Origin of the sequence: Tropicimonas sp. IMCC34011, assembly GCF_003390865.1 — a bacterium.
GTDB lineage: Bacteria > Pseudomonadota > Alphaproteobacteria > Rhodobacterales > Rhodobacteraceae > Tropicimonas_B.
Genome location: NZ_QMEJ01000004.1, coordinates 420,737 through 445,874, shown reverse-complemented (window position 1 = coordinate 445,874; position 25,138 = coordinate 420,737). Strand labels below are relative to the sequence as shown.

Annotated in this window: 22 protein-coding genes and 1 tRNA gene; 14 read left to right on the top strand and 9 right to left on the bottom strand. The window is 68.0% G+C overall.

The window, feature by feature from the left end:
* The first annotated feature begins 5 nt into the window (after positions 1–5).
* The 8 genes from DQG15_RS14130 to DQG15_RS14100 all read left to right on the top strand — a co-directional run bounded on the left by DQG15_RS14130 (position 6) and on the right by DQG15_RS14100 (position 11,065).
* On the top strand, positions 6–776 hold the full coding sequence (locus DQG15_RS14130; protein ID WP_116086194.1) for a hypothetical protein: 771 nt from the start codon (positions 6–8) through the stop codon (positions 774–776).
* Complete coding sequence (locus DQG15_RS18230) at positions 773–922, top strand: hypothetical protein (protein ID WP_157969002.1); 150 nt, start codon at positions 773–775, stop codon at positions 920–922. The genes DQG15_RS14130 and DQG15_RS18230 overlap by 4 nt, the downstream gene beginning before the upstream one ends.
* Before the next feature lies 1 nt (position 923).
* Positions 924–5,462: a glutamate synthase large subunit gene (gltB, locus tag DQG15_RS14125; protein ID WP_116086192.1), complete on the top strand. Its 4,539-nt coding sequence runs from the start codon at positions 924–926 to the stop codon at positions 5,460–5,462.
* Between the two features lie 250 nt (positions 5,463–5,712).
* Positions 5,713–6,129: a heme-binding protein gene (locus DQG15_RS14120; protein WP_116086189.1), complete on the top strand. Its 417-nt coding sequence runs from the start codon at positions 5,713–5,715 to the stop codon at positions 6,127–6,129.
* Positions 6,130–6,225: 96 nt separating this feature from the next.
* A complete protein-coding gene (locus DQG15_RS14115) occupies positions 6,226–7,671 on the top strand; it encodes an FAD-linked oxidase C-terminal domain-containing protein (protein WP_116086187.1) in 1,446 nt (481 codons plus the stop codon).
* Between the two features lie 14 nt (positions 7,672–7,685).
* Positions 7,686–8,723: an FAD-binding protein gene (locus DQG15_RS14110; protein WP_232830865.1), complete on the top strand. Its 1,038-nt coding sequence runs from the start codon at positions 7,686–7,688 to the stop codon at positions 8,721–8,723.
* Between the two features lie 4 nt (positions 8,724–8,727).
* On the top strand, positions 8,728–10,110 hold the full coding sequence (gene glcF / locus DQG15_RS14105) for a glycolate oxidase subunit GlcF (protein ID WP_116086183.1): 1,383 nt from the start codon (positions 8,728–8,730) through the stop codon (positions 10,108–10,110).
* Between the two features lie 70 nt (positions 10,111–10,180).
* Positions 10,181–11,065 carry an NAD(P)-dependent oxidoreductase gene (locus DQG15_RS14100; protein ID WP_116086181.1) on the top strand — a complete coding sequence of 295 codons (885 nt, stop codon included), beginning with the start codon at positions 10,181–10,183 and terminating at the stop codon, positions 11,063–11,065.
* Positions 11,066–11,122: 57 nt separating this feature from the next.
* Here the strand turns inward: DQG15_RS14100 and DQG15_RS14095 are convergent, their stop codons facing one another.
* The 4 genes from DQG15_RS14095 to DQG15_RS14085 are packed head-to-tail and all read right to left on the bottom strand — an operon-like array spanning position 11,123 to position 13,908.
* Positions 11,123–12,493: a glutamate--cysteine ligase gene (locus tag DQG15_RS14095; RefSeq protein WP_116086179.1), complete on the bottom strand. Its 1,371-nt coding sequence runs from the start codon at positions 12,491–12,493 to the stop codon at positions 11,123–11,125.
* A 37-nt stretch (positions 12,494–12,530) separates the two neighbouring features.
* On the bottom strand, positions 12,531–13,067 hold the full coding sequence (locus DQG15_RS14090; protein ID WP_116086177.1) for a hypothetical protein: 537 nt from the start codon (positions 13,065–13,067) through the stop codon (positions 12,531–12,533).
* Complete coding sequence (locus tag DQG15_RS18745; RefSeq protein WP_255415142.1) at positions 13,055–13,186, bottom strand: hypothetical protein; 132 nt, start codon at positions 13,184–13,186, stop codon at positions 13,055–13,057. Before DQG15_RS18745 ends, DQG15_RS14090 begins: the two co-directional genes overlap by 13 nt.
* Positions 13,183–13,908, bottom strand: coding sequence for a 16S rRNA (uracil(1498)-N(3))-methyltransferase (locus DQG15_RS14085; RefSeq protein WP_116086386.1), 726 nt, complete (start codon positions 13,906–13,908; stop codon positions 13,183–13,185). The genes DQG15_RS18745 and DQG15_RS14085 overlap by 4 nt, the downstream gene beginning before the upstream one ends.
* A gap of 48 nt (positions 13,909–13,956) precedes the next feature.
* On the opposite strand from DQG15_RS14085, the gene ubiA reads away from it, so the two are divergent.
* The 3 genes from ubiA to DQG15_RS14070 all read left to right on the top strand — a co-directional run bounded on the left by ubiA (position 13,957) and on the right by DQG15_RS14070 (position 17,333).
* Entirely contained in the window at positions 13,957–14,943 is a 987-nt protein-coding gene (gene ubiA, locus DQG15_RS14080; RefSeq protein ID WP_116086175.1) for a 4-hydroxybenzoate octaprenyltransferase, read from the top strand.
* 120 nt (positions 14,944–15,063) lie between these two features.
* Positions 15,064–17,010, top strand: a complete 1,947-nt coding sequence (locus tag DQG15_RS14075) for an OmpA family protein (RefSeq protein ID WP_116086173.1) — start codon at positions 15,064–15,066, stop codon at positions 17,008–17,010.
* Positions 17,007–17,333: a hypothetical protein gene (locus DQG15_RS14070; protein WP_116086172.1), complete on the top strand. Its 327-nt coding sequence runs from the start codon at positions 17,007–17,009 to the stop codon at positions 17,331–17,333. Before DQG15_RS14075 ends, DQG15_RS14070 begins: the two co-directional genes overlap by 4 nt.
* 4 nt (positions 17,334–17,337) lie before the next feature.
* Here the strand turns inward: DQG15_RS14070 and DQG15_RS14065 are convergent, their stop codons facing one another.
* Genes DQG15_RS14065 through pgsA form a run of 3 tightly spaced genes read right to left on the bottom strand, consistent with a single transcriptional unit; the run spans position 17,338 to position 18,652 of the window.
* Positions 17,338–17,778 (bottom strand): molybdenum cofactor biosynthesis protein MoaE, encoded by a 441-nt coding sequence (locus DQG15_RS14065; protein ID WP_116086171.1) that lies wholly within the window; start codon positions 17,776–17,778, stop codon positions 17,338–17,340.
* Positions 17,779–17,784: 6 nt separating this feature from the next.
* A complete protein-coding gene (gene moaD, locus DQG15_RS14060; RefSeq protein ID WP_116086170.1) occupies positions 17,785–18,036 on the bottom strand; it encodes a molybdopterin converting factor subunit 1 in 252 nt (83 codons plus the stop codon).
* Positions 18,037–18,040: 4 nt separating this feature from the next.
* Complete coding sequence (gene pgsA / locus DQG15_RS14055) at positions 18,041–18,652, bottom strand: CDP-diacylglycerol--glycerol-3-phosphate 3-phosphatidyltransferase (protein WP_116086169.1); 612 nt, start codon at positions 18,650–18,652, stop codon at positions 18,041–18,043.
* 166 nt (positions 18,653–18,818) lie between these two features.
* Here pgsA and DQG15_RS14050 point away from each other — a divergent pair, with 166 nt between their 5' ends.
* Positions 18,819–19,721 carry a LysR family transcriptional regulator gene (locus DQG15_RS14050; protein ID WP_116086168.1) on the top strand — a complete coding sequence of 301 codons (903 nt, stop codon included), beginning with the start codon at positions 18,819–18,821 and terminating at the stop codon, positions 19,719–19,721.
* 171 nt (positions 19,722–19,892) lie between these two features.
* Here the strand turns inward: DQG15_RS14050 and DQG15_RS14045 are convergent, their stop codons facing one another.
* Entirely contained in the window at positions 19,893–20,882 is a 990-nt protein-coding gene (locus tag DQG15_RS14045; protein ID WP_116086167.1) for an OmpA family protein, read from the bottom strand.
* Between the two features lie 206 nt (positions 20,883–21,088).
* Between DQG15_RS14045 and DQG15_RS14040 the strand changes: the two genes are divergently transcribed.
* A complete protein-coding gene (locus DQG15_RS14040) occupies positions 21,089–22,558 on the top strand; it encodes an ABC transporter substrate-binding protein (protein ID WP_116086166.1) in 1,470 nt (489 codons plus the stop codon).
* Positions 22,559–22,618: 60 nt separating this feature from the next.
* Here the strand turns inward: DQG15_RS14040 and selD are convergent, their stop codons facing one another.
* On the bottom strand, positions 22,619–24,802 hold the full coding sequence (gene selD, locus DQG15_RS14035; RefSeq protein ID WP_116086165.1) for a selenide, water dikinase SelD: 2,184 nt from the start codon (positions 24,800–24,802) through the stop codon (positions 22,619–22,621).
* A gap of 126 nt (positions 24,803–24,928) precedes the next feature.
* On the opposite strand from selD, the gene DQG15_RS14030 reads away from it, so the two are divergent.
* A tRNA-Met gene (locus tag DQG15_RS14030) sits at positions 24,929–25,005 on the top strand.
* Positions 25,006–25,138: the final 133 nt, after the last annotated feature.

The window sequence follows — 25,138 nt, the reverse complement described above, 5'->3', positions numbered from 1 at the left end:
CGGGCATGACCTGCGCCCGGGCCTGTCTCTTTCCTCTTCTGTCCGAAGGGATCACGACGATGACGATGTCACGGTTCACGTGTCTGGCTGCTGCACTGTTCTGTGCCGGGCTTCCGGCCCTCGCGCAGACCCCCGCGGTCCCGGAGGGCTGCGAAGCGGTCCTGTCCGTCCAGTCGCAGGGCTGCGCGGCGACGCTTTACTGGCGCTGCGAGAGCGCGCCTGAGGGCACGCTCTTTCAGGCCAGCTACGGCGAGGAGGGAGCCACCGCCGTCTCCGTGTTCGACGCGGAATTCCAGTGGCTCGATTCGCGCCATTTCGCGGATGGCTCCCAGGAGGTGCTTCAGCTCCCCGCCGAAGAGCCGGCCTCCCTCTCCGAGCTTCTCGAGGAGGGCCGGGACAGCTACGAGTTCATCATTGAGGAAAGCGGCCCCGGCTACGACCGGGAGATCATGCATCGCGGGTTCGACCAGCTGACCGGCAACACCCGCGAGATCGATGGCGAGGAGCTTCTGGAGACCGAGTTCACCGCAACCGCGAGCGATCTCAGCACCGGCGAGGTGCTCTACAGCGTGTCCGGCATCCAGTACGTCCTCGAGGACGAGCGCCTGTTCCTCCTCGGAACGGAGGTGTTCGAGCAGAGCGGTCAGACGATCGAATCCGACCTCGACCCCGTGCGCATCCGCCGTCCCGGCGAGGCGGGGTTCGGCGATGTCGTGCCGCGCTACGGCTGCGACGCCCCGGCGGATATCTCCTACCGTATCGAGGCGCTGCGATGAGCGCGCCCCGCGCGGGCAGCCGTCCCGACGGCTCCGAGATCGTCACCGACCGCAAGACAGACAGTTTCGCCTTCGCCGGCGACCACGAGAAACGGACCGAAGCAGAGACATTCGCGACGTTCGATCCGACATTGGAAGGAGCCTGACATGAGCCACTTCGATCAATCCTGGGTCGAGACCGAGAGCGAAAAGCGCGCTCGCATGGCCGAGACAAGCCTCTGGCGCCCGGAGCACGAGCACAGCTCCTGCGGCGTCGGCCTCGTCGTCTCCATTGACGGCTCCCGCTCCCGGGACGTGGTCCAGAAGGGTATCGACGCGCTGAAGGCGATCTGGCACCGCGGCGCGGTGGATGCCGACGGCAAGACGGGCGACGGCGCGGGCATCCACGTCCAGATTCCCGTCGCCTTCTTCCAGGATCAGATCCGCCGCACGGGCCACGAGCCGCACGAGGATCAGATGATCGCCGTGGGACAGGTCTTCCTGCCGCGCACCGACTTTGCCGCGCAGGAGGTCTGCCGGACCATCGTCGAGGCCGAGGTCCTGCGGATGGGCTATTATATCTACGGCTGGCGCCACGTCCCCGTGGAGATCGCCTGTCTCGGCGAGAAGGCCAACGCTACGCGGCCCGAGATCGAGCAGATCCTCATCTCCAACTCCAAGCACGTGGACGAGGAAACGTTCGAGCGGGAGCTCTACGTCATTCGCCGCCGGATCGAGAAAGCGGCTGCCGCGGCCCGCGTCCACGATCTCTACATCTGCTCGTTGTCCTGCCGCTCGCTGATCTACAAGGGCATGATGCTCGCCGAGCAGGTGGCGGAGTTCTATCCCGACCTTCTCGACGAGCGCTTCGAGAGCGCCTTCGCGATCTACCACCAGCGCTACTCCACCAACACGTTCCCGCAATGGTGGCTCGCGCAGCCGTTCCGGATGCTCGCGCATAACGGCGAGATCAACACGCTCCGGGGCAACGTGAACTGGATGCGCAGCCATGAGATCCGGATGGCCTCGGGCACGTTCGGGGACCTCGCGGAGGACATCAAGCCGATCATCCCGGGCGGCTCCTCCGACAGCGCGGCGCTCGATTCGGTGTTCGAGGTGCTGGTCCGCGCCGGTCGCTCGGCGCCCATGGCCAAGACGATGCTGGTGCCGGAGAGCTGGTCCAAGCAGGCGGTCGAGCTGCCCCAGGCGTGGCGCGACATGTACTCCTACGTGAACTCGGTGATGGAGCCGTGGGACGGTCCGGCCGCGCTTGCGATGACCGATGGCCGCTGGGTCTGCGGCGGTCTCGACCGCAACGGCCTGCGCCCCATGCGCTACGTCGTGACCGGGGACGGCATCCTGATCGCGGGCTCCGAGGTCGGCATGGTCTCGACGGACGAGGCAACCGTGGTCGAGAAGGGCGCGCTCGGTCCCGGCCAGATGATCGCCGTGGACATGACCGAGGGCAAACTCTTCCGCGACGAGGAGATCAAGAACACCCTCGCTGCCGCGCAGCCCTTCGGCGAGTGGGTCGGGAAGATCAACGAGCTGGACGAGACGCTGGCCGAGGTCGAGGAGAATCCGATCTTCGAGGGCGCGGACCTGCGCCGTCGCCAGCTCGCCGCGGGCTACACCATCGAGGAGCTGGAGCAGATCCTGGCCCCGATGGCCGAGGACGCCAAGGAGAGCATCGCCTCCATGGGGGACGACACGCCCTCGGCGGTCCTGTCCGAGAAGTACCGCCCGCTCAGCCACTTCTTCCGGCAGAGCTTCAGCCAGGTCACCAACCCGCCGATCGACAGCCTGCGTGAATTCCGCGTCATGAGCCTGAAGACGCGGTTCGGCAATCTCAAGAACGTGCTGGACGAGAGCTCGGCCCAGACCGAGATCATCGTCCTCGACAGCCCCTTCGTCGGTAACTCGCAATTCGACCGGCTGGTCGAGATGTTCTCCTCCGAGATGGTCGAGATCGACTGCACCTTCCCCGCCGGCGGTGGCGCGGGCGAGCTCCGTCGTCATCTCGACCGGATCCGCTCCGAGGCGGAGGATGCCGTGCGCTCGGGCGCCGGGCACCTCGTCCTGACCGATCAGGCGCAGTGCGCGGAACGCGTCGCGATGCCGATGATCCTCGCCACGAGCGCGGTGCATTCGTGGCTGACGGCGAAGGGCCTCCGGACATTCACCTCCGTGAACGTGCGCTCCGCGGAGTGCATCGATCCGCATTACTTCGCCGTGCTGGTCGGCTGCGGCGCCACGACGGTGAACGCCTACCTCGCCGAGGACAGTCTCGCGGACCGGATCGGGCGCGGGCTGCTCGACATGACCCTCACCGAAGCGGTCGGGCGCTACCGCAAGGCGATCGACCAGGGCCTTCTGAAGATCATGGCGAAGATGGGGATCTCGGTGATCTCCTCCTATCGCGGCGGTCTGAACTTCGAGGCGGTCGGCCTTTCGCGCGCGATGGTCGCCGAGTTCTTCCCCGGCATGCTCTCCCGCATCAGCGGCATCGGCGTTGCCGGGATCCAGCGCAAGGTGGAGGCGGTGCACCGCCTCGGCTTCAGCGGCGGCTCGGACATCCTTCCCATCGGCGGCTTCTACAAGTCCCGCCGGTCGGGGGAGACGCATGCCTGGGAAGCGACGACGATGCACATGTTGCAATCGGCCTGCGACCGCGCCTCCTTCGAGCTCTGGAAGCAGTATTCCGCGAAGATCCGCGCGACCGCTCCGATCCACCTGAGGGACCTTCTCGATTTCAAACCGCTCGGCAAGCCGGTCGCGCTCGACGAGGTCGAGAGCATCACCTCGATCCGCAAGCGCTTCGTGACGCCTGGCATGTCCCTCGGCGCGCTGTCGCCAGAGGCACACAAGACGCTGAACGTCGCGATGAACCGCATCGGAGCGAAGTCCGACAGCGGCGAGGGCGGCGAGGATCCGGCGCATTTCGTGCCCGAGGCGAACGGGGACAACCCCTCCGCCAAGATCAAGCAGGTGGCCTCCGGCCGCTTCGGCGTGACGGCGGAGTACCTCAACCAGTGCGAGGAACTCGAGATCAAGGTCGCCCAGGGCGCCAAGCCCGGCGAGGGTGGCCAGCTCCCGGGGATGAAGGTCACGAAGCTGATCGCCAAGCTGCGGCATTCGACGCCGGGGGTCATGCTGATCTCCCCGCCGCCGCACCATGACATCTACTCCATCGAGGACCTCGCGCAGCTCATCTACGACCTCAAGCAGATCAACCCGCGCTGCAAGGTCACGGTGAAACTCGTCGCCTCGTCCGGGGTCGGCACGATCGCGGCGGGCGTGGCCAAGGCGAAGGCGGATGTCATTCTCATCTCGGGCCACAACGGCGGCACGGGGGCGTCGCCGGCGACCTCGATCAAGTATGCCGGCCTGCCGTGGGAAATGGGCCTGACCGAGGCGCACCAGGTCCTCGCGATGAACAACCTGCGCTCCCGCGTGACCCTGCGCACAGATGGCGGCCTGCGCACCGGGCGGGACATCGTGATGGCGGCGATGATGGGCGCCGAGGAATACGGCATCGGCACCGCGGCGCTCATCGCCATGGGCTGCATCATGGTCCGGCAGTGTCAGTCGAACACCTGCCCGGTCGGGGTCTGCACGCAGGACGAGCGGCTGCGGTCGAAGTTCACCGGCAACGCGGACAAGGTGGTGAACCTCATCACCTTCTACGCCCAGGAGGTGCGCGAGGTGCTCGCGTCCATCGGCGCGCGCAGCCTCGATGACGTGATCGGGCGGGCCGATCTTCTGACGCAGGTCAGCCGCGGCTCCGCCCATCTCGACGATCTGGACCTCAACCCGCTCCTGATCACCGTCGATGGCGCCAAGGACATCACCTACGACCGGACGCGCCCGCGCAACCCGGTGATGGACACGCTCGACGCCGAAATCGTCAAGGACGCCGCGCGCTTCCTCGAGGACGGTGAGAAGATGCAGCTTTCCTACGCGGTGCAGAACACGCAGCGTACGGTCGGCACGCGAGTCTCCAGCCACATCGTCCGGAAGTTCGGGATGCGCAATTCGCTCCAGCCGGATCACCTGACGATCAAGCTCAAGGGCAGCGCGGGTCAGTCCCTTGGCGCGTTCGGCGCGCCGGGCCTCAAGATCGTGGTCGAGGGCGATGCCAACGACTACGTCGGCAAGGGCCTGTCCGGCGGAACGGTCGTGGTGCGTCCGGCGATGAACTCTCCGCTCAAGGCGGACGAGAACGTCATCATCGGCAATACCGTGCTCTACGGTGCGACGGAGGGCTTCCTCTTCGCCTCCGGCCGGGCCGGCGAGCGCTTCGCGGTCCGCAACTCGGGCGCCCACGTGGTGATCGAGGGCTGCGGCTCCAACGGGTGCGAGTACATGACTGGCGGGATCGCCGTGATCCTCGGCGGGATCGGGGCCAACTTCGGCGCCGGCATGACCGGCGGTATGGCGTATCTCTACGATCCGAAGGGCGAGGCGCAGGCCATGATGAACATGGAAACGCTGGTCACATGCCCGGTGACGGTTGCCGAATGGGAGGCCGAACTCAAGGGCCTCATCGAGCGCCATCAGCTCGAGACCGGAAGCAAGCGGGCCGGGGAGATCCTGCGTCACTGGAGCGACGAGCTGCCGAACTTCCTGCAGGTTTGCCCGAAGGAAATGCTGGTTCACATTCCGCACCCGCTGTCGCTCGAGCAGGGCGCGATCCCCGCGGAGTGAGCGGCGCGGAGACCGTGCGCTCGATCGCATGGCGAAAGGTCCCCCCGCAGGCAGTTGCGGGGGGATTTTTTGTCAGGGGGTCAGGTGCCGGCCGGCCGATCTTCAAGTCCCGGCCACCGCCCACCCGTATGCCGGCCAGCGCGAAGGAGCCGTGGTGCGCCCGATGGCAAAGGGGTCGATCCGGAAACCGGGCTATACCACGCGCCTTTTGCGCGGCTAACCTCGCCCGTGACGCAAAGGAGATCGCTTGATGCTGACGATTCGCAGACTGGACGCAACCGATGCCCACAGGATGATCGAGGGCGCCGCCGCGAAGGCGCAGGAGATCGGCGTGCCGATGTGCATCGCGATCACCGACGAGGGCGGCAACCTGATCGCCTTCGAGCGCATGGACGGGGGAAAGGTCACCTCCATCACCATCGCTATCGACAAGAGCTACACCGCGAGCGCCGCAAAGAAGGCCACGCACGAATATGGCGAGATCAGCCAGCCCGGCAAACCGGCCTACGGCATCGACAGCGCCATCGGCGGGCGGCTGATGGTCGTGGGGGGCGGTCTTCCGGTCTTCGCCGGCGGCGACGTCGTGGGGGGAATCGGCGTCTCGTCGGGCACGCCAGCAGAGGACCGCGAGGTCGCTCAGGCCGGGATCGACGCCCTCGGCCTCTGATCCGGACCATCGGCTGCGCATGTCCTGCCACTGCCGAAAAATCTGATGTAGACTCGATGGGCAAAGCCCCTTCGTCACCTGCGAGGATCGACCCCGATGCAGCTTCCGAAGCCCGATGATCGCATCCTGACCCGCAAGGACGCCATCGTCGCCCGCCTCCGCGAGGCGCTAGGGCCGGGCGCCGTGATCGAGCGGCCGGCCGAGCTTCTTGCCTACGAATGCGATGCGCTCTCGGCCTATCGCTGCCCGCCGCTCGCGGTCGTCCTGCCGTCCACCACCGAGGAGGTCGCGGCCGCGCTGAGGGTGTGCGCGGAGGAGGGCGCCCCGGTCGTGCCGCGGGGCGCGGGGACCAGCCTCGCAGGGGGCTCCATGCCCACGTCCGACGCCGTCGTCATCGGCGTGTCCCGCCTGACGAAGGTCCTCGAGATTTCCACCGCGGACCGCCTCGTGCGGGTGGAGACTGGGCGAACCAACCTCTCCGTCACCGGGGCCGTCGAGGGGCAGGGCTTCTTCTATGCGCCGGACCCCTCCAGTCAGCTCGCCTGTGCCATCGCCGGGAACATCGCGATGAATTCGGGCGGTGCCCATTGTCTCAAATACGGCGTGACGACCAACAATCTCCTCGGGGTGAAGATGGTGCTGATGGACGGCAGCATCGTCGAGCTGGACGCCACGGGGGAAACCGGCGCGCTCGACCTCCTTTCCCTCGTCTGCGGCTCGGAGGGGCAGCTCGGCATCGTGACCGAGGCGACGTTACGCATTCTGCCGAAACCGGAGGGCGCCGGGCCGGTCCTCATCGGCTTCGACAGCGCCGAAACGGCGGGAGCTTGCGTCGCAGGGATCATCAAGGCGGGCGTCCTGCCCGTCGCCATCGAGTTCATGGATGCGCCGTGCATCCGGGCCTGCGAGGCGCATGCGAAGGCCGGCTACCCGGACTGCGCCGCACTCCTCATCGTCGAGGTCGAGGGCGCTCCGGCTGAAATCGCCCACCAGCTCGGCCTGATCCGCGAGATTGCCGAACGGCATGACCCGGTGGCCTTTCGCGAAGCCGCCGGTCCGGAGGAAGCCGCACGCATCTGGCTCGGCCGCAAAAGCGCTTTCGGTGCGATGGGACAACTCGGCGATTACATCTGCCTCGACGGGACGATCCCGGTGACGGAGCTGCCCCGCGTCCTCACCCGGATCGGGGAGCTGTCGGAAAGCTACGGCCTTGGCTGCGCGAACGTCTTCCACGCCGGTGACGGCAACATGCATCCCCTGATCATGTTCGATGCGAATGCCCCCGGCGGTCTGGAAAAGGCCGAGGCGATGGGCGCGGATATCCTGAACCTGTGTGTCGAGGTTGGTGGCTGCCTCACGGGGGAGCATGGCGTTGGCATCGAGAAGCGGGACCTGATGGAATCGCAGTTCGCGGCCGAGGACCTCGAGGCGCAGATGCAGGTGAAGGACGTGTTCGACCCGGAGTGGCTCCTGAACCCGGCCAAGGTCTTTCCGCTTGCCCTCTCGGAGGCGCGGCGACTTCGGGCGCGTCCGGCGGCATGAGTGCACAGGTGGCACTGGCTCCCGCGGAGGAGGCCGAGCTGGCCGAGGCGATCCGCGCCGCGTCCAGGCCGCTTTCCCTCACCGGTGGCGGCACGCGGGGCATGGCGCCCGAGGGCCAATCCCTGTCCCTCTCGCGCCTGACGGGGATCGTCGACTACGTTCCGGCCGCCCTGACGCTCATCGCACGCGCCGGAACGCCCCTTGCCGAGATCGAGGCCGCGCTTGCCGCGGAGAACCAGCGCCTCGCCTTCGAGCCGCCCGATTGGCGCGGCGCGCTTGGCACAGACGGCGAGCCGACCGTCGGGGGGCTGGTCGCGGCAAACCTCTCAGGTCCGCGAGCCGTTGCCGGCGCCACGCCGCGGGATCATCTTCTCGGCCTTCGTTTCGTGGACGGGACAGGGCGGGTGGTGAAATCGGGCGGGCGCGTGATGAAGAACGTGACCGGTCTCGACCTCGCCCGCCTCCTGTGCGGATCGCGGGGGCGGCTCGGGGCGATCGTCGAAGTGGCCCTGAAGGTCCTGCCGATTCCCGAAGCGTCCGCGAGCCTCGTCGCCCGCGGGCTGTCCCCGCAGGAAGCCGTCGCATCGATGTCGGCCGCGCTCGGAACGCCTTTCGAGGTGACGGGAGCCGCGCGGACGGCGGATGGCGCGACGTGGCTGAGGATCGAGGGGTTCCATGCGTCCGTGACCTATCGCCTGAACCGCCTCCGCGAGCAGCTCGGGGGCGCATGGGAGATAGCGGAGGAGGACCCCTGGCAGGGCATTCGCGATCTTGAGGGGCTGGGGGAGGGCGATCTCTGGCTGGTACGCTGCCGCCCGTCCGAAGCCCCCGCCCTTCTGGGCCGCGCCGGACCTGCGCGGAGCCTGATGGATCTCGGCGGCGCGCGCCTCGTCCTTGCCATGGAGCCGGGAACCGATCTGCGCGGGAGGCTGCCGGATGTGCAGGCCGTGCGCCTCGGCCGGCCCGATACGCTGCCCGGGAGCCCCGCCGTGGCACGGCTGACCGAGGAGCTTAAGATGCGGTTCGATCCGCGCGGATTGTTCGGGACCTGACAGGATGCAGACCAGTTTCACACCGGACCAGCTCCGGGATCCCGCCACGGCGCAGTCGAACCGGATCCTCCGCGCCTGCGTCCATTGCGGATTCTGCACGGCGACCTGCCCGTCCTACCAGGTCCTGGGGAACGAGCTGGATTCCCCGCGTGGCCGGATCTACCTCATCAAGGACATGCTGGAGAACGACCGGGACCCGGATCCGGAGACCGTCACCCATCTCGACCGTTGCCTCGGCTGCTTCGCCTGCATGACGACCTGCCCCTCCGGCGTCGATTACATGCATCTGCTCGAACACGCGCGGGACCACGTCGAGACGCGCCATCGTCGCGGGTGGCGGGACAGGGCGCTGCGGTCGCTCCTCGCCCGGATCCTGCCCTATCCGCGGCGCTTCCGTATGGCGCTTGTCGCGGCGAAGCTGGGCGCGCCCTTCGGCTCCCTGATGCCGGACAGGCGCCTCCGCGCGATGCTGGACATGGTCCCGAAACGCATCGCCGCGCCTGCGCGGCACGACGATCCCGGCACCCATCTTGCAAGAGGGCGGCCGGTGCGCCGCGTCGCGCTGATGACGGGCTGCGCACAGAAGGCCTTGGACAGTGACATCAACGCCGCGACGATCCGTCTTCTGACACGCCTTGGCTGCGAGGTGGTCATCCCCGAGGGACTGGGCTGCTGCGGCGCACTCGTCCAGCACATGGGCCGCACCGACCAGGCGCGGGAAATGGCCGTCGGTATGATCCGCGCAGTCCGGGCGGCGGGGGAGATCGACGCCTTCGTGGTGAACACGTCCGGATGCGGGACCACCATCAAGGATTGGGGTCATCTGTTCGACGGCCACCCGATGGAAGCCGAGGCGGCCGCTGTCGGCGGCAAGGCGCGGGACGTGTCGGAACTTCTCGAAGAGCTGATGGCGGAGGCGAGCGTCGCTGCGCCCGATGCCGCGAAGGACGGCGTGGCCGGGACGGACGCCGCGCCCGTGGATCGTCCGTGGGGACACGTCACCGGCGGTTCGCATGACGGCCTGCGCGTGGCCTACCATGCTGCCTGCTCGCTGCAGCACGGGCAGCGGATCAAGACAGCGCCGAAGTCGCTCCTGTCGGCGGCGGGGTTCGAGGTCATGGAACCGGCGGACAGCCATCTCTGCTGCGGCTCCGCCGGGACCTACAACCTCCTCCAGCCCGAGATCAGCGACGAGCTGAGGAAGCGCAAGGTCGGCACCATCGAGGCGCTGAGGCCGGATGTGATCGCCTCCGGGAACATCGGGTGCATGATGCAGATCGGGCGCGGAACGGACGTGCCGGTGGTCCATACGGTGGAGTTGCTGGACTGGGCGACGGGCGGGCCGAAACCGGCGAAGCTGGGCGAGGCCGGCACCAAGGCCGGGTGACGCGGAACGCCGGGCGAACGATGGGCCGACCCCTCGGCCCGGCACAATCGAATAATCTCAGGAGACCAGAATGAGCCAACCTTCCGACACACCGCGCCTCGCCTTCCTCGGCCTCGGCGTGATGGGCGCTCCGATGGCCGGGCATCTGGCCGCGGGCGGCGCGGATGTGACCGTCTACAACCGCACTGCCTCGAAGGCGGACGCGTGGGTCGAAAAGCACGGCGGCAAGAGCGCGCCGACCCCGCGCGAGGCGGCCGAGGGTGCGGATATCGTCTTCGCCTGCGTCGGCAACGACGACGACCTGACCGAGCTGTGCACCGGTCCGGATGGCGCCTTCGCGGGCATGAAGACGGGCAGCCTCTTCGTCGACCACACCACCGTCAGTGCGCGCGTGACGCGAGAGCTTGCGGCCAACGCGGCCGAGGCCGGGATCGGCTATGTCGATGCGCCGGTTTCGGGCGGTCAGGCGGGAGCGGAGAACGGGGTCCTGTCGATCATGTGCGGCGGCAGCCAGGCCGATTTCGACCGCGCCGAGCCGGTCGTCGCGCCCTATGCGAAGATCTGCCGGCGTCTCGGTGAGGTCGGCGCCGGACAGATGGCCAAGATGTGCAATCAGATCGCGATCGCGGGGCTGGTGCAGGGCCTCTCCGAAGCCATCGCCTTCGCCGAGAAGGCCGGGCTCGACGGGGAAGCCCTGGTCGAGGTGATCAGCCAGGGCGCGGCGGGGTCGTGGCAGATGGTGAACCGGCACAAGACGATGCTCGCGGACGACTTCGATCACGGCTTCGCGGTGAACTGGATGCGCAAGGATCTCGGGATCTGCCTCGACACGGCGCGCGAGCTGGGCGCCGCACTGCCCGTCACCGCCCTGGTGGACCAGTTCTACGGCGACGTGCAGGCAATGGGGGGCGGCCGCTGGGACACGTCCGCCCTCGTCAAGCGCCTCCGTCGGTAGGGCCGGGGAGAGTGCCGCCGCCCGCCGCCGACTACCGGCGTGCGGGAGGCGGCGCCCTCAATAGCTGTGCTCGGCGTAGATGCGGGACAGATCGCCGTCCCAGGGGCCCTCGTATTCCGCAAGGAGCTCGTCCGCCGGCGTGCGGCCCGTCTCGACGCTTTCACGCAGGGCATTGAGGAAATGCGTTTCGTCGGGAATGAGCCCGCCCGAGCCGGTCCTGCCGCGGGCGCGCAGGCCCCCTTCGGCGATATCCACGGCGGCGCGCGCCAGATCGTGCAGCTTGACGCCGTTCGCCTCGCCCTGGAGGCCGTCGACCGACGCCGCGATGCGGAGGGCCTGCCGCGTCTCCTCGTCCAGGTCCTTCACTAGATCCCAGGCCGCATCGAGAGCGCCCTGATCGTAGAGCAGGCCGACCCAGAATGCGGGCAGCGCGCAGAGCCGCCGCCACGGGCCGCCATCGGCCCCGCGCATCTCGATGAACTTCTTGAGGCGGACCTCGGGGAAGAGCGTCGTCAGATGGTCGGCCCAGTCCGACAGGGTCGGCTTCTCGCCCGGCAGCGCCGGCAGCTCGCCCTTCAGGAAATCGCGGAAGGACTGGCCGAGCGCGTCGATATACTGTCCGTCGCGATAGACGAAGTACATCGGCACATCGAGCGCGTAATCCGCATAGGCCTCGAACCCGAAGCCTTCGTCGAAGGCGAAGGGCAGCATTCCCGTCCGCGCGGGGTCGAGGTCCCGCCAGATGCGGCTCCGCCAGCTCTTGTGCCCGTTCGGCTTGCCGTCGAAGAACGGCGAATTGGCGAAGAGCGCGGTGGCGACCGGCTGAAGCGCGAGGCCGACGCGCATCTTGCGGACCATGTCGGCTTCGGAGGCGAAGTCGAGATTCACCTGAACCGTGCAGGTCCGGTACATCATCTGGGTGCCGTGCGTGCCGACCTCGCCCATGTAGCGGGTCATCAGCTTGTAGCGGCCCTTGGGCATCATGTGCATCTGCTCGTGCGCCCACTCGGGCGCGGCGCCGAGGCCGATGAAGCCGATGCCGATCTCGTCAGCCACGCTCTTCACCTGCGCCAGGTGATCGTTCACCTCGTCGCAGGTCTCGTGGATGGTGCGGAGCGGCGCGCCGGACAGCTCGAACTGTCCGCCCGGCTCGAGCGAGACGTTGGCCCCGTCCTTCTCCAGCCCGATGAGCTTTCCGGCCTCCTCGACCGGGGACCAGCCGAAGCGGTCCCGCAGGCCCTCCAGCATGGCGCGGATGGAGCGGTCGCCCTCGTAGGGCAGGGGCAGGTGATTGTCCCGGCAATAGCCGAACTTCTCGTGCTCGGTGCCGATGCGCCAGTCGTCCTTCGGCTTGCACCCTGATTCAAGATAGGACGCGAGCTGGTCGAAGGACTCGATCGGTCCGCCCCCGGATTGTGGTATGGACATGACGCGCAGCTCCCGGGTCGTCGCGATGGCTAAGGTCCTAGGTGTCCCGCCCGATCCGGTTCGTCAAGGCATGGACGGACCTGCGCCACAGCACAACGCGCTCGGCAAGCGGCTCGTCCGGCACCCGGGAGAGCCGCCGCGCATCCATGCCGGGCAGCGCGATGAGGGCATCGTAGAGCGATTCAGCCCCCGCCGCGCCGAGCGGAACGAGGAGCGCCTGTCCGTCCGTCTGCCTGATGCGCCAGCACCGCATCCCCTGAACCATCAGCGCCTGCACCTCGGCGATGTCCGACAGGTCGATGGATGCGCCCGCATTCGGCCCGTAATAGGAGACGCGGCCCTCCACGACCTCCACCACGCCCTGTGCCGAGACCTCCGGGCGGAACCTCAGCCGCCGCCATGCCGCAACGGCGAGGGCGCCCGCCGCGGCGATGGCGACGACGCCGAGCGGGGCAAGGATGTATCCCCCGAGCCAGACGAGCCACAGGCCGAAGAGAGCGACCCCCGCGAGGGCGATCAGCTCGCGGTATCGGATGAGGGCCCTCTTGATGTCGGGGCGGATCAGGCGGGGCATGGGGCACCCTTCAGCAAGATCAGGGGCCGGACGATGCCGATCCGCACGATGCCGGGCGCGGCACGGGCGGGGATGTCCGCGATGGCTCCCCGGCCGGTCTCTTCGGAAAGGAGCGTCATGCCCAGTCCCCGAGCGTGCTTTGCCAGAGGGTCAGGGCGGCGACGGCGGCGGTGTCGGCCCTCAGGATGCGGGGACCGAGGCGAACGGGGAAAGCGCTGCCCAAACCGGCCAGTCGCGCGCGCTCCGCCTCCGAGAACCCGCCCTCCGGCCCGATCACGATGGCCCAGGGAGCGCCGCGCTCCGCGTCCGGCAATGCGCCGCTGCCGCCCTCCGCCAGGGTCTCGTCGCAGAACATGAGGCGCCGCTCCGCCGGCCAGTCCGCCAGCAGATCGGACAGGCGCACCGGCTCGGCCACCTCGGGGACGAACGTTCCGCCGCACTGCTCCGCCGCCTCGACGGCATGGGCCTGAAGCCGGTCCGTCCGCACGCGCTCGGAGGCGGTGAAGTCGGTCAGGACGGGGACGATTCGGGCGGCGCCCATCTCGGTCGCCTTCTCGACGATGAAATCGGTCCGCGCCTTCTTGATCGGCGCGAACAGGAGCCAGAGATCGGGCGGGCGCCTCAGAGGCCGCGTCTGCGTCTCGATCAGGAGCGACCCGCCGCGCTTGTTGGCCTCCGCGACGCGCGCCAGCCACTCCCCGCTCTGCCCGTCGAAGACGAGCAGCTCGGCCCCCGCGCTCATCCGCATCACCGCGAACAGGTAGTTCGCCTGCGGCTTTTCGAGGGGAACGGTTTGTCCCGCCCCGAGCGGGCGGTCTAGATAGAGGCGAACCTTCGGCATCCCGTCCCCTTTCGCGGTGGCGGCCCTTTGAAAGACGGAACGGACCCTATGACCGACACCGCCGAGACGCCAGAGACCGCCGAGACGCCAGAGACCGCCGGACATGTGGCGGACAGCCTCAAGGGCCACTGGGTCAACACCCGCGCCCCGGCGGCCTGGAGGCCCTACCTGCGCATGGCGCGGGTCGACCGGCCGATCGGCTGGTGGCTCCTTCTCCTTCCGTGCTGGTGGGGGACGCTGACGGCGGCACTCGCCACCGGGTTCCGCCCGTTCGATCTGTGGCTCATCGGCGGCACCTTCCTCGGCGCCGTGCTGATGCGAGGCGCGGGCTGCACCTGGAACGACATCACTGACCGGCATATCGACGGCAGCGTGGCCCGCACCCGATCCCGTCCTATCCCCTCGGGGCAGGTCAGCGTGAAACAGGCCGTCGTCTTCATGGTGGCTCAGGCGCTGGCCGGGCTCCTGATCTTGCTGACGCTCGGGCCGCTCGCGATTCTCCTCGGCGTTCTCTCCCTTGCTCTCGTGGCGATCTATCCATTCGCCAAGCGCTTCACGTGGTGGCCGCAGGTGTTCCTCGGCCTCGCGTTCAACTGGGGCGCGCTGCTGACATGGGCGGCGCATACCGGCAGCCTGTCCCTGCCGCCCGTGCTGCTCTACCTCGCCGGCATCTCATGGACGCTGTTCTACGACACGATCTATGCGCATCAGGATGCCGAGGACGATGCGCTGATCGGAGTGAAGTCGACCGCGCGGCTTTTCGGGGATCGCAGCCCGGTCTGGCTCCGGGGCTTCGCCGCGCTGGCCGTGGTCCTCATGTCCGCCGCGGTGATCCTTGCCGCCCTGCCGGACGCCTCCCCGCTGGCGATCGTGCTTGCGCTCGGGGGCGCCTGGGGCATGGGGTGGCACATGGCGTGGCAGCTCATGCGCTTCCGCCCCGAGGACGGGGATACATGCCTGATGCTCTTCCGATCGAACCGGAATGCCGGCCTGATCCCGGTCGCAGCCTTGATCCTGGCGGTCCTCGTCCGCTAGCGATTCCGGCAGCATCTCGCTTGTGTGAGCAACCGAGAGCACATGCGACAGCGGGTTTCGTTGCTCATGGAGGCCGCGGGACCTAAACAGCGTCAGTCCGACACAACGTCCGAGAGCCCCATGCGATTCCGCTCCCTTGTGCTGATTGCCGCCGCCTTTCTCCTCGCCGGAGCATTGTCCTGGGTGTCGGCGGTCCTGGCGGCGGGAGTGATCGAGTCGCGTTCGGGCGACATGGTGGCCGAAGCATTGACCGAGTCGGGCCACGACTGGGCCGAGGTGAGCACCGATGGTCTTCAGGTGCAGCTGAGCGGAACGGCCCCCACGGAAGCCGACCGCTTCAACGCCCTGACCGTCGCAAGCCGGATGATCGATGCTTCCCGCGTGATCGATGGCATGTCCGTCGCCGCGAGCGCGCCCATCGAAGCGCCGCGCTTCTCCATCGAGATCCTGCGAAACGACGAAGGGGTCTCGATGATCGGCCTCGTGCCGGCCTCCCTGGACCGCGAAGCACTCTCGCAGGAAGTCGCCTCCCTCGCGGGCGGCGCCGAGGTGGTGGACCTTCTGGAAACCGCCGACCATCCCGTGCCCGACGGGTGGCTCCTCGCCTCGTCCTTCGGCCTCGATGCCCTGGAGCGACTGCCGCGCTCCAAGATCTCGATTTCCGCGAACCGCGTGTCGGCCACCGCGATCAGTTCCAGCGGGGCTGAGAAGCGGCGCCTAGAGAACGAGCTGAACCGCCTTGCGCCGGAGGGGGTGGAGGTCGTTCTCGACATCAGCGCCCCGCGCCCCGTGATCACGCCGTTTACCCTGCGCTTCCTGATCGACCAGCGCGGCGGCGCCCGCTTCGATGCCTGCTCCGCCGATACCGAGGAGGCCCGCGCGCGCATTCTCGAAGCCGCCGCCCGTGCCGGGCTCGAAGGGGAGGTGCAGTGCACCCTCGGCCTCGGGGTGCCGACGCCGGAATGGGCCGATGCGGTCGTCCAGGGAATCGAGGCGGTGGCGAATATCGGCGGCGGGTCCGTCACCTTCTCGGATGCCGACGTGACCTTCGTCGGCACGGAAACGACGTCCCAGTCCATGTTCGACCGGTCCGTGGGCGAACTCGAGAACAACCTGCCGAATGTCTTCTCCGTCGAACCCGTCCTGCCGCGCCCCGAGATCAAGACCGAGGACGATGGCCCGGTCGAGTTCACGGCCACCCGCCAGCGGGACGGCGCCGTCGACCTTGCCGGACGTTTGCCGAACGAGGTCGTGCGCACCACGGTCGAGAGCTTCGCCCATGCCCGCTTCGGGATGGACGAGGTCGTCCTCGCCGCCCGGCTCGACGACACCCTCCCCGAGGAATGGCCGATCCGCGTCCTTGCCGGTCTGCAGGCGCTCGACGAACTGGCCGACGGTTCGCTCGTCGTTCGCCCGGAAACGGTCCAGCTGACCGGCAATACCGGCAATCCGGATGCGCGCGCCGAGATCACGCGCCTCCTTGCCGAAAAGCTGGGCGAGGGGCAGAGCTTCGAGATAGACGTGACCTACCGCGAGGCGCTCGATCCGCTCGCCGCGCTGCCGACGCCGCAGGAATGCCTGGCCCGCGTGCAGGCCGCGCAGGAGTTGGAAAAGATCGCCTTCGAGCCGGGTTCGACCGACGTGTCCGGCACATCCGTGCGGGTGCTCGATCAGATCGCCGAGACCTTGCGCGCCTGCTCCAAGGTGGAGATCCAGATCGAGATCGCCGGCCATACGGACAGCCAGGGCCGCGAGACGATGAACCTCGATCTGTCGCAGGCGCGCGCCGATTCGGTGCGTGAGGCGCTGATCTCCCGCCGGGTCATGACGTCGATGCTCACCTCCACCGGCTATGGCGAAACCCAGCCGATTGCCGATAATGACACCGCCGAGGGCCGGGAGGCCAACCGCCGCATCGAGTTCCGCATGGCGGGCGAAGCGTCCGGCGAGGAAGCCGACGGTGACGCGGAGGCCGACGACGGCCCGGCGGATGACGACGCGGATGCCGAGACGGACAGCGAAAGCGAAAGCGGCGATGCCGCGGAAGAAACCGGAGAGACCGAGTGAACAGGACGGAATTCATCGCGACCACGGCAGTGGTCCTGTTCATCGCCTTTATCCTGGGGTGGTTCGCGTCGTGGCTCGTGCACCGGCTCACGCGCGTCACGCAGTCGGACATGGGCGAGCTCGACAAGATGGCGCAGGAACTCCACGAGGCGGAGGAAACCCGCGACCAGGCCATCACCTACATGCAGCAGCGCGAAGCCGAACTCAGCGGTCAGCTTGCACAGTCGGATGCCGAGCTTCGCGCCGCGATGGAAGGTCTGCGCGAGGCGCGGGGCGAGATCGAAGAACTGCGCGATTACATCGACCGCCAGCGCGCGAGCTGACGGGCTACCAGCGCGAGAGAGCGTCCTCGTCTGACGCCTTCGCCTCGACCCAGTCCGCCCCCTCCTGCCTCAGCTCCTTTTTCCAGAAGGGGGCGCGGGACTTGAGATAATCCATGAGGAAGTCCGCCGCTTCGAACGCGGCCCTCCGGTGGGCGGCGGCGGTGGCGACCATCATGATCTTCTCTCCGGGCGCCAGTCGGCCGAAGCGGTGAATGACGAGGGCGCCTGACAGCTGCCAGCGCGTCTCCGCCTCCTCCGCAATCGCGCTGAGCGCGCGTTCCGTCATGCCGGGGTAATGCTCGATCTCCATCGCGCTCAAGCCCCCATCCGGCCGAACGATGCCGGCGAAGGTGACGATGGCGCCGGCCCCGTCCGCGCCTTCGGCGAAAAGGTCCGCTTCCTGTCCGTAGGCAAACGGAGCCTTCTGGACACGGATCTCGGCCACTTGGCGTCAGCCCCCGGTCATCGGTGGGAAGAACGCCACTTCCCGTGCGCCGGCGATGGGCGAATCCAGCTCCGAGAGTTCCTGGTCCACGGCCACGCGGATGGCGGAGAGGTCTGCAAAGGCGGCGGCGTACCGTTCCTCCCTTGCCACGAGCTGCTCGATCAGGCCACGAACATCGCCCGCGCCGGTCTCGATGCGCTCCTTCGGAAGCCCAATTCGCTCACGGACCCATGCGAAATACAGAACATCGAGGGCCATTGCGTTACTCGTCCCTGAGGTAGGGCCGCGCCTTGTTGAAATAGTCCCAGCCGGTGATGGCCGTCAGGACCGCAGCGACCCACATCAGCACGATCCCGACGAAAGTCGCCCAGCCCGCGGCGCCGTCGCCGACCCGTGCGAGGCCCACCGTCGGGCTGCCATGCTCGGAATAGGTCAGGCCGGTGCCGAGAAAGATCACGCCGATGGCCACCATCTGCGCGGTCGTCTTCCACTTCGCGAGGCCCGTCACCTTCAGCGTCCCGGACTTCGAGCCGAGGAACTCCCTGAGGCCGCTGACGAAGACCTCGCGGAAGAGAATCACCGTCACCGGCAGGATGAGCCACGGATTCATTCCCGAATATCCCGTGATGACGACGATCGCGATGATGACCATCGCCTTGTCCGCGATCGGATCCAGCATCGCGCCGTAGCGGGACACCTGGCCCCACTTGCGCGCAAGGTACCCGTCCAGCCAGTCCGTCAGAGACGCGCCGATGAAGAGGGTCAGCGCCAGCCAATCCGCCCACGGACGGTAAAAGAACAGGAACATGACCGGCACGCCGGGCGCCGCGAGCAAGCGCAGGGTCGTGAGGATATTGGGGATCGTCCATTTCATGCCCTGCAAGCTAGCGCCCGAACGCCAGTAGTAAAAGCGACCGCCTGCCGTTTCCTTCATGGATACAGGAGATAGCGTTTCCCCGATATTGTCCGCCGACTGCCGCAGTCGCGCCGGAATTGGCCGCGATCAGGGAAGCAACAGACGTGCGAGGGGAGCACTTGGCATGGACCGCCTGACCGAGATGGAAGCCTTTGCCACGGTCGTGGACCAGGGCGGCTTCACCGATGCGGCCAAGAAGATGGGGATCAGCAAGTCTGCCGTGTCGAAGCACGTCTCCTCGCTGGAGACGCGGCTCGGCGCGCGTTTGCTCAATCGGACAACCCGCCGGGTAAGCCCCACCGAGATCGGGCTTCTCTACTACGACCGCGCGCGGCGGGTCCTGAACGACGCAGGGGAGGCGGACAGTATCGTGACCGCGATGCACTCGGCCCCCTCCGGGCTTCTGCGGATCTCCGTGGCGACCGATTTTGGCGTCAATCACCTGTCGCCGATCCTCGGGTCCTTCCTGCGCGCCTATCCCGACATCACCGTGAACATGGTTCTGACCAACCGCTACGTGGAACTGGTGTCCGAAGGTTTCGATATGGCCGTGCGCATCGGCGAGACGGAGGACAGCGCATTGCGCGTCCAGAAGGTTGCCGAAACGACGATGCGCATGGTGGCCGCGCCGAGCTACCTGGAGAGCTTCGGCAGGCCGGACCGGATCGACGATCTGAACGAGCACAAGCTTTTGCACTACTCGAACGATTCGTCGGGCAACATGTGGACGCTGACCGCGCCGTCCGGGGAGAAGCGCCAGATCCGGACCGCCGGCTGGCTGACCGTCAACGACGGGCAGTCGCTTCTGAACGCCGCGATCTCCGGCCTCGGGATCGCCTACCTGCCGAGCTTCCTCTACGCCGATGCGATGCGGGAGGGGGCGGTCGAGGATGCCATGCCCGATCTGCCGCAGGAGACACTCGGCATCCATGCCGCCTATCCGCCCGGTCGCTTCACCCAGCCCAAGGTCCGGGCATTCATTGACTTCCTCGTCGAGAGCTTCGCAGGGAAGGATGAAGACTGGTAGGCGGAGGCGGCTGCCGCAGCCCGGATCGCGAGACGTCCATTGGTCCGGCCGCACAACCGGTCAGAAGCATGACGCCTCCGGGCGCGCGGCTTGCAGAGCCCCGACCCGTCATGGGCAACCTGCGCCGTGTTTTTCGATCTCTCCCGGTGAAGCTCGTTCGGTTCGCCCCCTTCAGCCACTGGCCTCCGCGACGGCTTCCACGCGCCTGTTGAGCTGGCGCCCCGCTTCGCTGTCGTTGCTCGTGAGCGGGGAAAGGTAGCCGACGCCCTCCGCCCTGAGCCGGTTTGCGGCGATCCCGAAGCCGCCTATCAGGCGCTGGCGCACCGCCTCGGCACGTCGAGCGGACAGCGAGACGTTCCCCGAAAGCCCGCCTACGGCATCGGTATGGCCCACGAGAACGATCCCGCGGCCGGGATTGGCCGACATCCACGTGGCGAGCGCGTCCAGAGCCTCCTCCCCGCCGGCTCCGAGTTCCGCCGAGCCCGTTGCGAATGTCAGACCGTCCAGAACTGCACGCCCCGCGCCGGCAAGGGACGCGGCGACGTCTTCCTCGGTTCCGGCGGGGGGCGCCGCGAGAACCATGTTTCCGGCGCCTGAGGCGGCGCCCGGAGCCGGTCCGGAAGGCAGGGGGGACTTCGTGGATGCGACCGTCCGGGGCGTGCTTTCTCCCTCGGGCGCGACCGTGGTCATCTGGATGAACCCGCGCCCGGCGGATCGGCTCACCAGAAGGGTCATGTACTGCGCCTCACCCCTCCTTGCCGCGAGGAACCGGTAGTCTCCGAGGTCGACATGCATGTCCGGCTCCGGCGCCACCTCGGTCGCATAACGGAAGTCGAAGCCGCCACAGGCCCTCGCCTCGCAGCGGAAAAGAACGTCCCAGCCGCCATCCTCAAGCTGGCTGACGAGGGGGGCCATGAGCGCCATCGTGGTGCGCCCGGGGGCATCCACCTGCCAGACCTTCCGGGACACCGCCCCTTCGGCGCGCAGCGTGTCCATTGCGCCGGAACGCCATTGGGAAATCGGGACCTCGTAGCTTCCAAGCGGCTCCCCCGTGTTGGCGACCATGCGGGACATGGGCGGAAGCTCCAGCGGGTCTTGCGCGGCCGCCGCGGTCGCGAAGAGGGAGACGAGCAGGACAAGTATAATGCGAGGTCGGGTCATGGGCTCAGGGCGTGTGGAACGTCGATTATCTCTCCAACGCGTTAAGAAGCCGTTGGTCCCGCTCAAGACACCGACATTGCCAACCTGTGACCGATCCGCCCCACGGCGAGGGAGTGAATTTTCGTTCGGTGGGGGGTGGGAAACCCTACGTCACTCACTGTATGACTTCGAACCGACAGGTCCCGATCCGAGAAAGACCAGCGATAATGCAGACCCTGAGGCTCGCCGCCGCTTCCCTTGCCCTCGCGGCCTCGTCGGCCATGGCACAGCAGACGGATATCAGCGTCGGCATGGTTCTCGAGCCCCCCAACCTCGATCCGACATCCGGCGCCGCCGCGGCGATCGACGAAGTGGTCTATGCGAACGTGTTCGAGGGGCTGACGCGGTTCGGCTCCGCGGGCGAGATCCTGCCCGCCCTCGCGAAAAGCTGGGATGTGAGCGAGGATGGAACGGTCTACACCTTCCATCTGCAGGAGGGCGTGGTCTTCCATGACGGCACGGACATGACCGCCGAGGATGTCGTCTTCACGCTGGACCGGGCCCGCGCGGAGGATTCCAGCAATGCCCAGCCCCAGCTTTTTGCCGGTATCGAGACGGTCGAGGCAGTGGATCCTGCCACAGTCCGGGTCACTCTGAGCCAGGCTGACGGCGCGTTTCCGTTCAAGATGGCCTGGGGGGACGCGGTGATCGTCGCGCCCGAAAGCGCCGGGACCCTTGCCTCCGCCCCTGTCGGAACGGGACCTTTCGAGCTCGCCGACTGGACGCAAGGCGACCGCGTGGTGCTGAAGGCCTTCGCGGATTACTGGGGCGAGGCGCCCGCACTGGACGAAGCCACCTTCCGGTTCATCCCCGACAGCAATGCAGCGCTCGCCGCGATGCTGTCCGGCGGGGTGGACGCCTTTCCGAACTTCCCCGCGCCCGAAACGCTTCTCCAGTTCGAGGCGAATCCGCAGTTCGAGGTCATCGTCGGCTCCACCGAGGGCGAGACGATCCTTGCGATGAACCACCGCAACCCACCGCTGGACGATCCCCGCGTGCGTGAGGCGATTGCACACGCGATAGATCGGCAGGAGATCGTGGACGGCGCCATGTCCGGCTTCGGCATTCCGATCGGCAGCCACTTCGCGCCGCACAATCCGGACTATATCGACCTCACCGATCTCTCCGCCCATGACCCCGAGCGCGCCCGCGCGCTCCTTGCCGAAGCCGGCGCTGAAGATCTGTCCCTTCGCCTGATGCTCCCCCCGCCGTCATACGCGCGTCGGGGCGGCGAGATCCTGGCGTCCCAGCTCCGCGATGTCGGGATCGAGACGCAGATCACCAATCTCGAATGGGCCCAGTGGCTGGAGCAGGTCTTCAATGGTCATGACTTCGACCTGACCATCGTCTCCCACACCGAGCCGATGGACATCGATATCTATGCCCGCCCCGACTATTACTTCGGGTACGACAATCCCGACTTCCAGGCCCTGATCGAGGAACTCGAAGGCACGTCCGACGCGGAGGCCCGCTCCGGGCTTCTTGCCGATGCGCAGCGCATGATCGCGGAAGATTACGTCGCCGGCTTCCTGTTCCAGCTGTCCAAGACCGGCGTCGCCGATGCCCGGATCGAGGGCCTCTGGGAAAACGCCCCGACACAGGCGAACGATCTGACCGGCGTCCGCTGGACGGAGTAGGGGCGCCCCGTCTTTCGGCAGCCGGGCTGCGAAGGCGAAAGCGCCGCGGGCTACATCCCGTCAGAGCAGCGTGATGCGAGGCGAGCCGTCCACGATGCGCCCGATCCGGACCGCATCCGGGATCGCCCGGACGAGCGCCTCGGCCTCCGCTTCGGGAACGGCGGCGAGTAGACCGCCAGCGGTCTGCGGATCGTGCAGCAGCACTGCGGCCGGCGAGTCCAGCGTCGCCTTCCTTGCGTCGATCCGCCCGCCGGACCAGTCGAGGTTCGAGGCGTGGAGCGTCGAGCGCACTCCTCTTGCTGCAAGCTCCGCCGCTCCGGGCATCAGTGGGACCGCCCCGATATCGAGCTCGGCACCGACCCCGGAGGCGTCGCAGATCCCGAGGAGGTGCCCGGCAAGGCCGAACCCCGTCACGTCCGTCATCGCCCGCGCGACCGGCGCGAGGCGTCGGGCGGCCTCTCCCTGCGAGCGGGCCATGATCTGCAAGGTCTTGGTCACGTCGCGCCCGGAGGCTTCGAGCCGCATCTCGCCGGCCATCACCGTCCCTGATCCCACCGGCTTCGTCAGGAGAAGCACGTCCCCGGCCTCGGCGCCTGCCAGCGTGACCGGCGCGCCGTGGCAAAGCCCGGTGATGGAGAAGCCGATCGTGAGCTCGGAGCCGAGCGTCGTGTGTCCGCCGGCCAAGGCCGCGCCTTCTTCGGCAAAGATCGCTCCGGCGGCCTCCGTGATCTCCGCCAGCGCGTCTCGCTGGAGCGCCGGGGCCATGCGGGGCAGGATGATCGTCGCGAGTGCCGCCTGCGGTGCGGCGCCCATGGCCCAGATATCCCCCAGCGCGTGGATTGCGGCGATGCGCGCCATCAGCGCCGGGTCCTCGGTCATGGCGCGGAGGTGATCGGTCGTCACCACCTGACGCACATCGCCGATGCCGAGGATCGCCGCATCGTCCCCCGGCTCCGACAGCACGTCTGCCCGCGCCGCGGACGGGACCTTCGCCAGCGCCGCCGCGAGATCGCCCCGCGCCACCTTCGCGCCGCATCCCGCGCAGGGCGGCGGGCCGGACATCGCCTCCCGCACACCCTCTGCGGCCTCTCCCTTGGGCGCCGCGGAGCGCATCGGGGCAAGGTCCGTCAGCTTCTTCATGAAGCGCCGGTCGATCCTGTCCTTCCAGTGCCAGACGAGGGGCCCCCGGATCGCCAGGGTCCACTTGTCCGCCACGGCATATTTTTCGCCGGCCGAGACGATCTTGAGGTAGCCTTTCTGCGGCCTGAACGGTCTGGCCCGCCCGGCGCCCAGTGCGGCACGCAGGTTGCGGTAGAGCACCGGCGCCGCGCGCACGGCATAGACCCCGGCCTTCGGGCGCGGTGCGAAGGCGTAATGCGCGCAGTCCCCCGCAGCGAAGAGGCAGGGATCGCCTTCGCTCGCCAGGGTTTCCGTCACGCTCAGGTATCCATCCTGGTGCGGAAGGCCGAGATGGGACACCCAGTCATGCGGCCTCGCCCCCGCTGCACCGACGACGAAGGCGGCCGGGATGGCCCGCCCATCTTCCAGCACGACGCCTTCGTCCGTCACCCTCGTGACCAGGGCGCCGGAGATGCGCTCGATGCGCAGGTCTTTCATCCGCGCCGTCAGCGCCGCTTTCGCCCGAGGGGAAAGGCCTGTTGGCGGCTCGCCCGTGTCGAGAAGCGACACATGAGCGGCATGCCCGTCCTCCCTCAGCCGGTGTGCCATTGCGAGCGCCAGTTCCGCTCCCGCGACCCCGCCGCCGATCACGGCGACAGAGGGGGCGCTCTTTCCCTCCTCGATCCGCGCCAGGAACGCGGCCCAGTCCGCCGCGAAGCGGTCGAGCGGCTTGGCGGGGTGACCGTGCTCCGCGAAGCCGGGCAGGCCCGGCATGTCGGACGTCACGCCGATATCGAGGGAGGCCACGTCGTATCGCAGCTGCCGACCGCCTTCGAGAAACACGGTGCGTGCCTCCCGGTCGATGCCCGTCGCGCGCGCTTGAACCAGCCTTGCCCCGGCGAACCGCGCGAGGCGGACGAGGTCGATCTCGAGGTCATCCCGGGTGTAGTGCCCCGCAACATGCCCGGGGAGCATGCCGGTATAGGCGGTGACGGGCAGGGGATCGATCAGTGTCAGCCGTGCGCCCGGCAGGGGATCCATGCCCCACCGGCGCAGCACCAGCGCATGGGCATGGCCGCCTCCGACGAGGACGAGATCGCGGGTCAGCGGCGCGGCATTCTGCAACTCGGGCTCTCCCTGCGGCGGTCCCGGGCGGACGTAGCCCGGCCCTCCGGCGGCGTAAAGCGCAGGCGGGGCCGACAAAGCCCTTGACGCCTCCGGCCCGCGCCGCTACCCCACGCCTCGCCTTGGGGCGGAGTAGCTCAGTTGGTTAGAGCAGCGGAATCATAATCCGCGTGTCGGGGGTTCAAGTCCCTCCTCCGCTACCACATTTCCCCGATCAGGTCTCCACGGCGGCGCAATGCGGCGCCAGCATCCCGCCATCGGGATCACCCGGGTCTGGCCGCGGCCCGGACGAAGGCGGTCGCCGGGCTCCCGTATTTCCCGATCCGGATCACCCCG